The sequence below is a fragment of the Pseudomonas sp. SBB6 genome, from assembly GCF_024213215.1.
GTDB lineage: Bacteria > Pseudomonadota > Gammaproteobacteria > Pseudomonadales > Pseudomonadaceae > Aquipseudomonas > Aquipseudomonas donghuensis.
This window is the reverse complement of record NZ_JANAVH010000003.1, coordinates 56434-69279: the sequence shown is the minus strand read 5'-3', so window position 1 is coordinate 69279 and position 12846 is coordinate 56434. Positions and strand designations below refer to the sequence as shown.

Genomic DNA, 12846 nt, shown 5'->3' with positions numbered 1-12846 from the left:
GCTCAGGACGGACGCCGCAGGGTCTTTTGCCGCAAGATGTAAATGCTCACCAGCACCGCGCTGGTGAGCATGAACCCTCGTGCCCAGATCAGCGGTACCAGGTAGCAGGACAGGCCGATGCTCAGCCACATCAGGCCGATGGCGTAGACCTTGCCTTTGAGGGGAATGCCTTCGCCATTGAGGTAGTCACGAATCCACGGCCCCAGCCGCGGGTGGTTGACCAGCCAGTGGTGAAAGCGCGGCGAGCTGCGCGCAAAGCACGCAGCGGCCAGGAGCAGGAACGGGGTGGTGGGTAGCACCGGCAGGAAGATCCCGATCACCCCCAGCGCAACGCTGAGCCAGCCGGTGGCCAGCAGCAGGTAGCGCATTGACGCCGACTCAGTGGTGGCGAGGCTTGAGCAGTGCCGGTTTTTCGTCCGGTGCGTGCAGCAGCAGGTACAGCGCAGTCAGGGCTTCCGGGATCTGCACGATCATGTCGTCCATCAGGTTGGCGTCGCTGGCGATGTCGGCGAACTCTGGCTGTTCATCGAACAGGCCGGAACCGACCATGATCGGCAGGAGCATTTCACTGACTTCTTCTTCAGCGGTCTCGAACCAGGCTTCCTCGCGCATGAATACGCCTTCCATGAAGCCGATGCACCAGCCGCGCAGGTCGGAGTCATCCGGGTCGTCACCCAGGTCCAGGTCGCAAGGCAGCTCGAATTCCTCGTCGCTGGCCAGTTGGCGGGCAACGTGGGCTTTGAGCTGGATCAGCGTGGCTTCGATGTCCTGACGCTGGGCGTCATCCTTGTAATGCGGCTCTTCGGCGAACAGGGCATCGATCCATTCGCGCTCGGGGATTTCCTCGGCACCAATCGACAGCGCGGTCAGGAAGCCGTGAGCGGCCACGTAGTCCAGCGCCTCTTCGTGCAGCTCGTCGGCGTCGAGGAAGGCTTGCAGGCGGGTCAGTTGCTCGGCGAAGGACATTACGGGGCTACCTTGGGAATAAACGATACTGAATTCTAGCACCTTGCAGCGCAAACGATGCAAAGGAAGACGTCTATCGCAGAGCATCCTGCAAGGTCGCAGGCTCCGGTATAATGCCCGGCTTTTATCCCAGGGCCCTCGCAACTCGGGGGTCGGGTAAAAGCCGCTTACGCATTTTTGCGTGTTGCCAGCGGGTTTTTCGTCCAGCCTGTGCCCAGGATGGTTCTGCGATTTTTGGAGTTTTTATGCTCGAACAGGCTCAGCGCGTCCTCAAGGACATCTTCGGTTACGACAGCTTTCGGGGACGCCAGGGTGCGATCATCGAGTGCGTGGCCAAGGGTGGCGATGCGCTGGTACTGATGCCCACCGGTGGCGGCAAGTCGCTGTGCTTCCAGGTCCCGGCCCTGCTGCGCCCGGGCCTGGCGGTGGTGGTGTCGCCGCTGATCGCGTTGATGGATGACCAGGTGGCGACCCTCGACGAGCTGGGCGTCGCCGCCGCCTCGCTGAATTCCACCCTCAGCGCCGAGCAGCAGCGCGAGCTGGCCGGGCGTATCCGCCGGGGCGAGGTGAAGATGCTCTACCTGGCCCCCGAGCGCCTGGTGCAGCCGCGCATGCTGGAGTTTCTGCGCACCCTCGACATCGCCCTGTTCGCCATCGACGAAGCCCACTGCGTATCGCAATGGGGCCATGACTTCCGTCCCGAGTACCTGCAACTGGGGCAACTGGCCGAGCTGTTCCCGAATGTGCCGCGCATTGCCCTGACCGCCACCGCGGACATGCGCACTCGCGAAGAGATCGTCACCCGCCTGCACCTGCAGAACGCCGAGCGCTTCCTGTCGAGTTTCGATCGGCCGAACATCTTCTACCGCATCGTGCCCAAGGAGCAGCCGCGCAAGCAGTTGCTGGCGTTCCTCGGCGAGCGGCGTGGCAACGCCGGTATCGTCTACTGCCTGTCGCGCAAGAAGGTCGACGATGTGGCCGCCTACCTGTGTGAGCAGGGCTTCCCGGCCCTGCCTTACCACGCCGGCCTGCCTGCCGAGACCCGGGCCTCCAACCAGCGGCGCTTCCTCAACGAGGAAGGCCTGATCATGGTCGCCACCATCGCCTTCGGCATGGGCATCGACAAACCCAACGTACGCTTTGTCGCCCACCTGGACCTGCCCAAGTCGCTCGAGGCCTACTACCAGGAAACTGGCCGTGCCGGTCGTGACGGCCTGCCTGCCGACGCCTGGATGGCCTACGGCCTGCAGGACATGGTGATGCTCAAGCAGATGCTGCAGAACTCCGAGGGCGACGAGCGCCACAAGCGCATCGAGCAACACAAGCTCGATGCCATGCTGGCCCTGTGCGAAGAAACCCGCTGCCGCCGTCAGACCCTGCTCAACTACTTCGACGAAGAGCTGCCCCAGCCGTGCGGTCATTGCGACAACTGCATCGATGGCGTGCAGACCTGGGACGCCACCGAGCCTGCGCGCCAGGCGCTGTCGGCGGTCTATCGCACCGGTCAGCGCTATGGTGTTGGCCACCTGGTGGATGTATTGCTCGGTCGAGATAACGAAAAGATCCGCAACTTCGGCCACGAGAAGCTCGCCGTATATGGCGTCGGCAAGGACCGCTCCGAGCACGACTGGCGCTCGCTGTTCCGCCAGCTGGTGGCACGCGGCCTGGCCGACATCGACCTCGAAGGCTACGGTGGCCTGCGCCTGTCCGACAACTGCCGGCCGTTGTTGCGCGGCGAAGTCAGCCTTGAGTTGCGCAAGGACCTCAAGCCACAAACCAGCAGCAAGGGCGGCAGCAGCAGTGGCGGCAGCCCGGCCAGCCAGTTGGTGCGCGGCGACGAGCGCGAGCAGTGGGAAGCCCTGCGGGCGCTGCGGCGCAAGTTGGCAGAAGAGCACGGCGTACCGCCATATGTGATCTTCCCCGACTCGACCCTGCTGGAAATGCTGCGCAGCCAGCCCACCAGCCTCAGCGAAATGGGCCGGGTCAGCGGTGTTGGCGCGCGCAAGCTGGAGCGCTACGGCGAGGCCTTCCTCGAAGTGCTGGGCGGTGGCGTCGAGGCGCCGAAGATCGTCACCGACCTGCGCCACGAACTGGTCAGCCTGGCCCGTGCCGGCATGACCCCGATGCAGATCGCCGGGCAGTTGAACTGCAGCGAAAAGAACGTCTACAGCTTGCTCGCCGAAGCCATCGGCCGCCAGGAGCTGTCGCTGGACCAGGCCCTGGACCTGCCGGAAGAGCTGTTGGGCGAGATACAGGATGCCTTCCTCGATGGTGAAGGCGAGCTGCCGCCGGTGTCAGCCATTGCCGAACAGTTTGGCGCACGGGTGCCCGAAGGCGTGCTGTATTGCGTGCGGGCTGCGCTGGCGGCCGAATTCGAGATGTAAACCCGGCTTTGTCATCATTTATAACGATTATCGAAGCACTGCCAGCCGTATGAACCTTGCTTGCGGCTCACGGTCATGATTAGCTGACTAATAATTAGTTCTGATGATGAGTTTCTCTATGCCGTTGACCGACCAACACAAATTCGGGATGCAGCTGGCACACATGTCCCGCGGCTGGCGCGCCGAACTGGATCGCCGCCTGGCCGGGCTGAACCTGTCCCAGGCCCGTTGGCTGGTGCTGCTGCATCTGGCCCGATTTGACGAAGCACCGACCCAGCGCGAGCTGGCCCAGAGTGTCGGTGTCGAAGGCCCGACCCTGGCTCGCCTGCTCGACAGCCTGGAAACCCAGGGCCTGGTACGCCGTCAGGCGGTGCTGGAGGATCGTCGGGCGAAAAAGATCGTCCTCTGCCCGCCGGCCACGCCGCTGATCGAGCAGATCGAAACCATTGCCAACGCCCTGCGCGCCGAGCTGTTCGTCGGCGTCGACGAAGAGGAACTGCGCATCTGCATGCGCGTCCATGCACGAATCCTGGCCAACCTGGAAAAGTCCTGAGCCCACCTCAGAAGGTGTGACCCAGGTTCAGGTACATCGCCTTCTGATTCTCGCTGTTGGCCCCATAGCTGAAGTTCAGCGGCCCCAGGGGCGTTTCGAAACCGACGAAGATGCTGGCTGCATTGATGTAGCCACTGTCGAACTCGTTGTCGTTGTTCCAGGCCCGGCCGCGCTCCAGCGAACCGCCCAGGTACAGCGGGAAGTCCAGCGGCAGGTAGGCGCGCGGGGTCAGGCGGCGGTAATAGACCACGCGCATCAGGCTGACGTTCTGCCCGGACACCGAGTCCTGGCGAAAACCCGACAGTTGCCGGGCGCCGCCGAGCACGAAGCTTGAGGTGACCACCTCGGCATCATCCAGGGTCCTGCCGTAACGGCCACCCACCACCCAGGTGTTGGGGCCGCTGCTCATGGCTTTGTCCAGATTGAAATCCCACTGCCGGTAACGTTGGTCCGAGCCCAGGTTCGGGTCGTATTGGCGCAGGGTCAGGTTGATGTCTTCGCCACTATGGGGGAAGTAGACGTTGTCGAGGGTGTCGAACGAATACTTGAGCTCATAGAAGCCTTCGTTGAAGTTGACCTTGGGCAGGTCCTGGTCGCCGATGCGCACCTCGGCCTGGCCCCAGGCCTGGCCAACGCCGAAACGCACTTCACCGTTGTTGCCGATCTGGCGCCCCAGGTTGAGGCCGAAGCCGTAGCGTTCCAGGCGGTACTCGGCAATCGGGTCGTCGTCCAGGGTGGCCTCGATGTTCTGCGAGCCCAGGTCGATGTATGGGGCGATGAAGTAACGCGAACCAGCGTCCAGCGGCTGATAGAACTCGCTGTAAAGCTCCTGCTGGTCGCCGATCTGGGCGCGGGTCAGCCATTCGGCGCCGAGCGTGTTGATGCCATTGACCCGGTAGCTGGCGCCGATGTTGAAGGCGCTGTCGCCGCGCATGTCGTCCGACAGGTTCAGGCCCAGGCGCAGGTAGTCGGTGCCGCCGCGACGGCCACGGGCGTTGATCACCAGGGTGTTGTCGTTACCCTTGTGCACCACCCGGTATTGCACCCGGTCGAAATAGTCCAGGCCGTAGAGGGTGCCCATGTCGGTCTGCAGGCGGCCCAGTTCCAGCGGCTCGCCGATGGGTTGGCGAATGTAGTAGCGGATCACGTCGTCGCTGACTTTCGAATCGTTCTCGATGCGGATGGCGGTGATCACCGGGGTGCGCTGGCTCGGTGAGCGGGCGGCCAGCAGCTCACCATCGGTAGTTGGCGGGCGCTTGAGCACCGCCAGGCGCGTATCCAGGGCGCGGGCCGCGCGGTAGCCGGCGTCGATCATGTCCTGGGCGCGGCCGAAATCGGTGACGCCAAAGCTCGACAGTGGTGGCTGGATGAGGATGTCGTCGCGGTGCAGGGCCGCCAGTTGCTCCTCGGAGTTGCGCCGGGTCATCAGGGTGATCGACTGGTTGAGGACATCGACCACGGTCGCCAGTTGCTTGCGGCTGCGCAGCGGGGTACCGATATCGACGACGATGGCTACATCCACGCCCATTTCGCGGGCAACGTCCAGCGGGATGTTGTCGACCATGCCGCCATCGACCAGCAGCCGGCCATCGAGCTCGACCGGGGCGAATACCGCTGGGATCGACATGCTGGCGCGAATCACCTGGGGCAGGTGGCCACGGCGGAATACCACTTTCTCGCCGCTGGCGATGTCGGTGGCCACGGCGCGGAAGGGGATCGGTAGCTTGTCGAAGTCGCGAGTGTCGCTGGTGTGGGCGAGCATGCTTTCCAGCAGCAGCGCCAGGTTCTGGCCCTGGATCACCCCCAGTGGCAGGCCCAGACTGCCGTCGTCGCGAAAGCTCAGCTTTTGTTTGACGAGGAAGTCGCGGTCATCCTGTTTGCGCCGGAACGGCACGTCCTTACGCGGCGGAGCGTCGGACAGCGCCTGTTGCCAGTCGATGCCCAGCGCCAGTTTTTCCAGCTCCTCGACCTTGTAGCCGGAGGCGTACAGGCCGCCCACCACCGCTCCCATGCTGGTGCCGGCAATGGCATCGACCTTGATGCCCTGTTCTTCCAGGGCCTTGAGCACACCGATATGCGCCAGGCCACGGGCTGCACCGCCGGAGAGCACCAGGCCGACTTTCGGTCGGGGCGCTTCGGCTGCCAGCAGCGGGAGGGAAACGAACAACAGCAGCAGGGATAACAGCAGGCGGTGCATCATGGCTCTCGGAGCGAAGGCTAAAGACCGCTAGTATAAGCATGCCCACCTGTCAGGAGACGTTCAGTGTATGTCCACGCCTAAAGCGGAAATTGTCATTACCTACTGCACCCAATGCCAATGGCTGCTGCGCGCCGCCTGGCTGGCCCAGGAACTGTTGAGCACCTTCAGCGACGACCTGGCCCGGGTGGCCCTTGAGCCTGCCACGGGCGGCACCTTCCGGATCACCTGCGATGGTGTGCAGATCTGGGAGCGCAAGGCTGATGGCGGCTTCCCCGAAGCCAAGGTGCTCAAGCAGCGCGTGCGCGACCAGATCGATCCGCAGCGCGACCTCGGTCACAGCGACCGGCCCTGATCCTTAGCCCTCTACGGCCGCGGTTTTGGCTGGTGGGTTGCTGGCCTCCAGACGGCTGGAAATAACGATTGCGAGGATGATCAGCACGCCACCGAGCAACATGCGCAAGGTCGGGGTTTCGGCAAAGATGGCCCAGGCCATGGCGATGCCGTAGACCGGCTCCAGGGCAAACACTACGGCGGCGGTGCGCGCTTTGATCACCGCCAGGCTGGCGACGAACAGGCTGTGGGCCACGCCGGTGCAGAATACCCCGAGCAGTCCGATCCACAGCCAGTCCATGGCGCTGACGGCGCCCAGCGCGGGCGCCGCAGCCGGCAACAGGCACAAGGCGACCACGGCGTTCTGGCACAGTGCTGCCTGCACCGCCGGGATGCGCCCGGAACCGGCACGGTTGGTCAGCGACAGCAGCGCAAACAACAGGCCTGAAAGCAGGGCCCAGAGCAGACCGCCAGTGGCCTGGCTGGCCAGGTCGAAGTCCGGGGTCACCAGCACCAGGCCGATGCTCACCAGCAGCACCAGGATGATCTCGTTGCTGCGGATGCGTTCGCGAAACAGCAGCCCTTCAAGGATCACGGTAAAGGCCGGAAAGCTGGCAAAGCCCAGGGTGGCGATGGCGACACCGGCAACTTTTACTGCGATGAAAAAACTCACCCAGTGCCCGGCGAGCAAGACGCCACCCAGCGCCAGACGTTGCCAGTCCCGTGCTTGCAGGGGTTGCCAGGCCTGGCGGGCGAAGCCTGCGAACACCCCCAGGGCCAACACGGCAAAGGCGGCGCGGCCGAAGACGATGATCGCAGGCGCGGCGCTGGCCAGTTTGCCGAACACGCCGGTCAGGCCGAAGAACAATGCGCCGATGTGCAGGGCGCCGAGGGCAGTGCGGTGGTTCATGGTGGTCCTTGTGGTAGGGCAGGGCAGCGGCGTCAGTTTACGAGCCGGTCGCTGCCACTGTCTGTCGCGGTCCTCGCGTCAATTGTTTTCAGAGTCTCGCCGCAAGGCGCCGGGGGAGCGGCCAAAGGCCTTGAGCATGGCGGCGGCAAAGGCGCTTTGCGAGCTGTAGCCGACCTGGCAGGCGATCTCGCCGATCGGCAACTGGGTGTCGCGCAGCAACTGGCGGGCACGCAGCAGGCGGCGCTGGCGCACATAGTCCATGGGCGTGACCCCGCATTCGGCCATGAACCGCGCATGCAGGCGCGCGCTGGACAGCCCGGCCAGACGCGCCAGGTCGGCTACCTGCAGCGGGTAGGCGGCGTTCTGCTCGATATGGGCGTCGAAGCGGGCGTACGGCAGTGACGGTGTCGCCATCGCTGTAGCCGGTGTCGCGCTGCTGCTCAGGCTGGCCAGCAGCAATACCGCGCCCTGCTGGGCAATGAGCGGGTCGTTGATCGGGCTTGCCGCCAGCCAGTCCACCAGTTGCTGCTGGCGATGGTCCAGGTTCAATGACCTGGCGCGTTCCAGCAGGCGCTGACTGGCACCCAGGTGCGCGCCCAGGCGCTGGCTCAGCCAATCGTCGGCGGGGATATCCAGCACCAGGCAATCACTGCCGGCGGTACTGCCGCAGGTGTGGTGGCTGCCGGCCGGGACCACCATCAGGTCCTGGCGATCAAGCCGCGCACCGCGGCCTTCAACCTCGAACTCCAGGCACCCGCGCAGGCCGAACACCAATTGCGGGTGTTCGTGGCTATGGGCGATCAGGTCGTGGCGATAATGGCGCAGGGAAAGAATCGGGCCGCTGCTCATCGAAAGGTCCTCCGGCAATCGCCGCAGTGTACAGGCTGGGCGGCGGGGTGGGCATGTCATCAGATCGACACTTGATGGTCACTTTCGATTAACCACCGCTTGGCAAGCTGGCGCAAACCTTCCCGGAGCCTGCCGATGACCCGTGCCGAGCTTGCCAGACCCTCGCGCAAACAGCGCGTACGCACCTTGTGGATATCGGACGTGCACCTGGGCACCCGGGATTGCCAGGCCGAGCACCTGTCGCAGTTTCTCAAGGGCTATCAGGCCGATCGCATCTACCTGGTCGGCGACATCATCGATGGCTGGAAGCTGCGCGGCGGCATGTACTGGCCCCAGGCGCACACCAACGTGATCCGCCGCTTGCTGACCATGAGCAAGCGTGGCACCGAAGTGATCTACGTCACCGGCAACCATGACGAGTTCCTGCGCCGCTACTCCAAACTGGTGCTGGGCAATATCCAGCTGGTCGACCAGGCCGAGCACCTGACGGCCGATGGCCGGCGCCTGCTGGTGATTCATGGTGACCAGTTCGACGTGATCACCCGCTATCACCGCTGGCTGGCATTTCTGGGCGATTCGGCCTACGAGTTCACCCTGACCCTCAACCGCTGGCTCAACCACTGGCGTGCCCGCTATGGCTACGGCTACTGGTCGTTGTCGGCGTACCTGAAGCACAAGGTCAAGACCGCCGTCAGCTTCATCAGCGACTTTGAAGAGGCCATCGCTCATGAATGCGTCAAGCGCGGTTTCCACGGTGTGGTGTGCGGGCATATCCACCATGCCGAGATCCGCAAGGTCGGCGAGGTGGATTACCTCAACTGTGGCGATTGGGTCGAGTCGTGCACGGCGCTGATCGAGCACTGGGATGGCAGCATCGAGCTCTATTGCCTGGCCGATGCCCAGGCCGAAGCCGCCCGGCGCCAAGCCGGGCTTGAGGCGCTGGTTGATTCAGGCGGTGGCGGTGGCGGCGGGCTGCTGTAGCGCGGCTTTGTAGATTGACTGCCGAGGGTGGGCGAACAGGCGCTGCAGCATGGGCTCGAAAAAGCTCAAGGGCAGGTTGTCGTAGGCTGGATCGAAGGCCGCCGCATCGTAGCGGGCGCAGAACTCGATGGTTTGCTGGTACTGCGGATGGTCCTGAAATTGCTCGCGCAGGTGCCGGTCCATGCCCAGGTGATGGAAAAAGTAGTAGCCCTGAAAAATCCCGTGCTTCTCCACCATCCATAGGTTTTCCGGGCTGACGAAGGGCTTGAGGATGGCGGCGGCGATATCCGGGTGGTTGTAGCTGCCCAGGGTATCGCCGATGTCGTGCAGCAGCGCGCAGACCACGTACTCCTCGTCACGCCCGTCGCGCCAGGCGCGGGTGGCGGTCTGTAGCGAATGGCTCAGGCGGTCGATGGGAAAGCCGCCAAAGTCGCCATCGAGCAGGCGCAAGTGCGCCAGGATGCGGTTGGCCAGTTGGCTGGCATAGGCCCGAAAGTCATCGGCAATGATTGCCCAGTCCTGTTCGGTACCGTCCTGCATGTGAATGAAACGGGCCTGCTGGTTCATCGGCGCTCCGAAACGCGGTGTTTCAAGGCACTCTACCCGCACCGTTGGTCGGGACAGTGGCCGCGCGGGACGGGTTTCTGGCCTTGCGGGCCGAAATCAGAAGCTGATCTTGCCGCGCAACATGTCGCGGTACATGGCGAAATCACCGATCAGGCTGTACAGCGGGTGTGTGAAGGTGGCCGGGCGGTTTTTCTCGAAGAAGAAGTGTCCGGCCCAGGCAAAGCCGTAACCGGCAAGGGGCAAGGCCAGCAGCGACCGCCAGCTGCCGCTGCCCAGGGCAAAGGCGAGCACGGCGATGACCAGGCTGGTGCCGACGAAATGCAGGCGGCGGCACATCGGGTTGCTGTGCTCGCTCAGGTAATAGGGGTAGAACTCGGCAAAACTGCGAAATTGCTGAGGGCTGTTCACGATAGTGCTCCAGAGGCTTCTCGACCTGACAAAGATACACGGCGTGGAGCCTGATCTGAGTCTAGAGTGAGTAACACGACAGAGCAGTGACAATAGGCGCCAATTGAGTATCCTTTGAGTTCGCCGCAGGAGCGGCTTGCCGGTAAGAAAAGAAGCCAGCCATGAGCGAAAGAACCACTTCAGCAAGCTGGGCATCAGGCATCGTCAAGGCACTCGAACTGGAAGGGCTCGATTGCCGTGCCATGTTCAAGCAACTTGGCCTGGATTTCGCTGCGCTCGATGACCCCGACGCACGTTTCACCCAGGATTCCATGACCCGCCTCTGGCAACTGGCGGTTGATCTTTCCGGCAACCAGGCGATCGGCCTGAACATGGCGCGAGTGGTACGCCCGGCGTCCTTTCATGTGGTCGGTTATGCGCTGATGTCGAGCCGCACCCTGGCCGAAGGTTTCGAACGGCTGGTGCGCTATCAGCGGATCATCGCCGAAAGCTCCGACTTGAGTTTTCGTCTGCAGCCCGACGGTTATGCGCTGGTTCTTACCGTCCATGGCGATCACCTGCCGCCGACCCGGCATAGCGCCGAAGCCTCGCTGGCCTGCGCGCTGTCGCTGTGCAGCTGGCTCAGCGGGCGGGTGATCCAGCCGCGTCGGGTGCTGATCCAGGGGCTGCAGCCCAAGGACCTGACACCTTACAAGACTGCCTTCCATGCCCCGCTGGAGTTCAGCGCGCCCCACGATGCGCTGGTGTTCGAGCGCGCCGACATGGAGGCGCCGCTGCCGACCGCCAATGAAGCCATGGCTGTGTTGCACGACCGTTTTGCCGGCGAGTACCTGGCGCGCTTCTCGGAAAGCCGCGTCACCCACCGTGCACGCCAGGTGCTGTGCCGGGTGCTGCCCCAGGGTGAGCCCAAGCGCGAAACCATCGCCCAGGCCCTGCACTTGTCGCAGCGCACCTTGCAGCGGCGCTTGCAGGAAGAGGGGACGAGTTTTCAGACGCTGCTGGACGATACCCGTCGGGAGCTTGCCGAGCAGTACCTGGCGCAACCCAACATGACTTTGCTGGAAGCCGCCTACCTGTTGGGTTTTGCCGACCCGAGCAATTTCTTCAGGGCATTTCGCCGTTGGTTCAACGCCACGCCTGGCGAGTACCGGGCGCGTTTGAGCGGGGCCGCGACAGCCCCGCTGGAGAATGGGCCGGTCAGTGACGCCAGAACGCCGGCATACACAGCACCAGCACCGTAATGATTTCCAGGCGGCCAAGGAGCATGCCGAAGGCCAGGATCCACTTTGCCGCATCCGGGAGGGTGGCGAAGTTGCCCGCCGGGCCTATGGTTTCTCCCAGGCCCGGGCCAACGCCCGATACGGTGCTGGCGGCACCGGTCAGCGCCGTCATCCAATCGACGCCCAGCAGCGACAAGGCCAGGGCGATGATGCAGATGGTGATGGCGAAGAAGAACGAGAACGTCAGGATCGAACGCACGATCTCTTCATCGAGACGGTGGCCGTTGTACTTCTGCTTGATCACCGCCCGAGGGTGAATCAGCTGGTTCAAGTTGGCCTTGAGCAGGATGTAGGCGACCTGGAAGCGGAAGATCTTGATCCCGCCGGCGGTCGAGCCCGAGCAGCCACCGACAAAGCCCAGGTAGAAGAACAGCATCAGCGAGAAATTGCCCCACAGGCTGTAGTCGCCCAGGGCAAAACCGGTGGTGGTCACTACCGAGGTCACGTTCAGCGCCACGTGACGCAGGGCGTCGAGCCAGTGCAGGTCGGTGGTGGCCCAGTACCAGGTGCCCAGCACCAGCCAGGTGGCCAGCAACATGGCCAGCAGCCCCTGCACCTGTTGGTCCTTGATCAGTGCCTTGCGGTTGCCGCGAATGGTCGCCACGTACAGGGCAAACGGCAGGCTGCCAAGAATCATCACCACCACCGCGACCCAGTGCACCGCCGGCATGTCCCACTTGGCCAGGGACTGGTCGGAGGTGGAGAAACCGCCGGTGGAGATCGCCGACATGGCGTGGTTGATCGCATCGAAGGGGTTCATGCCGGCCAGCCAGAAGGCCAGGGCGCCGAGGGTGGTGATGCCGATGTACACCAGCACGATCGACTTGGCGACCATGTGCGAGCGCGGCATGACCTTTTCCGAGCGGTCCGAGGACTCGGTCTGGAACAGGCGCATGCCACCGATACGCAGCAGCGGCAGGATCGCCACGGCCATGGCGATAAAGCCGATACCGCCGAGCCAGTGCAGCAGCGAGCGCCACATCAGGATCCCCGGCGACATGCTGTCGAGGCCGCTAAGGACGGTAGCGCCGGTGGCGGTGATACCGGACATGCTTTCGAAAAAGGCATCGGTGTAGCTGATGTGCTGGGTCAGCAAGAACGGCAGGGCAGCGAAGATGCACACCACCAGCCAGCTGCTGACCGTCAGCAGGTACATGTCGCGGGGGCGCAGGTGCACGTGCTCGGGGCGGCCCGGGATGACCAGGGCAAGGCCGGCAACAAAGGTGATCATGCTGGCCCAGAGGAACGACGGCAGGTCGCCCGTGCGATCGAAGATCACCAGGGTGGCCATGGGCACGACCATGCTGATCGCCAGGGTGATCAGGAAGATGCCGATGATGAAACCAATGATCCTTAAGGTCGGCAACGCCATGTGATCTGCTCTGACTCGAAACGGAAGGGCGCCATTCTACCTATGG

13 protein-coding genes are annotated in these 12846 nt (G+C 63.7%); 5 read left to right on the top strand and 8 right to left on the bottom strand.

Annotated elements, in window-relative coordinates:
- Nucleotides 1–2: 2 nt before the first annotated feature.
- Complete coding sequence (locus NLX68_RS06430; RefSeq protein ID WP_254283363.1) at nt 3–368, bottom strand: YbaN family protein; 366 nt, start codon at nt 366–368, stop codon at nt 3–5.
- A 10-nt stretch (nt 369–378) separates the two neighbouring features.
- Nucleotides 379–966: a YecA family protein gene (locus NLX68_RS06425; RefSeq protein WP_010223045.1), complete on the bottom strand. Its 588-nt coding sequence runs from the start codon at nt 964–966 to the stop codon at nt 379–381.
- Nucleotides 967–1211: 245 nt separating this feature from the next.
- Here NLX68_RS06425 and recQ point away from each other — a divergent pair, with 245 nt between their 5' ends.
- Together recQ and NLX68_RS06415 are read left to right on the top strand one after the other, a co-directional pair.
- Complete coding sequence (gene recQ / locus NLX68_RS06420; RefSeq protein WP_254283362.1) at nt 1212–3350, top strand: DNA helicase RecQ; 2139 nt, start codon at nt 1212–1214, stop codon at nt 3348–3350.
- Between the two features lie 118 nt (nt 3351–3468).
- A complete protein-coding gene (locus tag NLX68_RS06415) occupies nt 3469–3903 on the top strand; it encodes a MarR family transcriptional regulator (protein ID WP_010223043.1) in 435 nt (144 codons plus the stop codon).
- Nucleotides 3904–3910: 7 nt separating this feature from the next.
- Here NLX68_RS06415 and NLX68_RS06410 read toward each other — a convergent pair whose 3' ends face one another.
- Complete coding sequence (locus NLX68_RS06410; RefSeq protein ID WP_254283361.1) at nt 3911–6100, bottom strand: patatin-like phospholipase family protein; 2190 nt, start codon at nt 6098–6100, stop codon at nt 3911–3913.
- Nucleotides 6101–6170: 70 nt separating this feature from the next.
- Here NLX68_RS06410 and NLX68_RS06405 point away from each other — a divergent pair, with 70 nt between their 5' ends.
- Nucleotides 6171–6455 (top strand): SelT/SelW/SelH family protein, encoded by a 285-nt coding sequence (locus tag NLX68_RS06405; protein WP_010223040.1) that lies wholly within the window; start codon nt 6171–6173, stop codon nt 6453–6455.
- 3 nt (nt 6456–6458) lie between these two features.
- Here NLX68_RS06405 and NLX68_RS06400 read toward each other — a convergent pair whose 3' ends face one another.
- Nucleotides 6459–7343, bottom strand: coding sequence for a DMT family transporter (locus NLX68_RS06400; RefSeq protein WP_254283360.1), 885 nt, complete (start codon nt 7341–7343; stop codon nt 6459–6461).
- Nucleotides 7344–7421: 78 nt separating this feature from the next.
- On the bottom strand, nt 7422–8192 hold the full coding sequence (locus NLX68_RS06395) for an AraC family transcriptional regulator (RefSeq protein WP_254283359.1): 771 nt from the start codon (nt 8190–8192) through the stop codon (nt 7422–7424).
- Between the two features lie 135 nt (nt 8193–8327).
- On the opposite strand from NLX68_RS06395, the gene NLX68_RS06390 reads away from it, so the two are divergent.
- Nucleotides 8328–9173 (top strand): UDP-2,3-diacylglucosamine diphosphatase, encoded by an 846-nt coding sequence (locus NLX68_RS06390; RefSeq protein ID WP_254283358.1) that lies wholly within the window; start codon nt 8328–8330, stop codon nt 9171–9173.
- Here NLX68_RS06390 and NLX68_RS06385 read toward each other — a convergent pair.
- On the bottom strand, nt 9141–9740 hold the full coding sequence (locus NLX68_RS06385) for an HD domain-containing protein (protein WP_254283357.1): 600 nt from the start codon (nt 9738–9740) through the stop codon (nt 9141–9143). The two genes, NLX68_RS06390 and NLX68_RS06385, sit on opposite strands and share 33 nt — an antisense overlap.
- A 96-nt stretch (nt 9741–9836) precedes the next feature.
- The gene (locus NLX68_RS06380) at nt 9837–10148 is read right to left on the bottom strand and encodes a DUF962 domain-containing protein (RefSeq protein ID WP_254283356.1); all 312 of its coding nucleotides are present in this window, start codon (nt 10146–10148) and stop codon (nt 9837–9839) included.
- Nucleotides 10149–10309: 161 nt separating this feature from the next.
- Between NLX68_RS06380 and NLX68_RS06375 the strand changes: the two genes are divergently transcribed.
- Nucleotides 10310–11389: an AraC family transcriptional regulator gene (locus NLX68_RS06375; RefSeq protein WP_254283355.1), complete on the top strand. Its 1080-nt coding sequence runs from the start codon at nt 10310–10312 to the stop codon at nt 11387–11389.
- Here NLX68_RS06375 and NLX68_RS06370 read toward each other — a convergent pair.
- The gene (locus tag NLX68_RS06370; protein ID WP_254283354.1) at nt 11346–12800 is read right to left on the bottom strand and encodes a TrkH family potassium uptake protein; all 1455 of its coding nucleotides are present in this window, start codon (nt 12798–12800) and stop codon (nt 11346–11348) included. The genes NLX68_RS06375 and NLX68_RS06370 overlap by 44 nt on opposite strands.
- Nucleotides 12801–12846 lie beyond the last annotated feature (46 nt).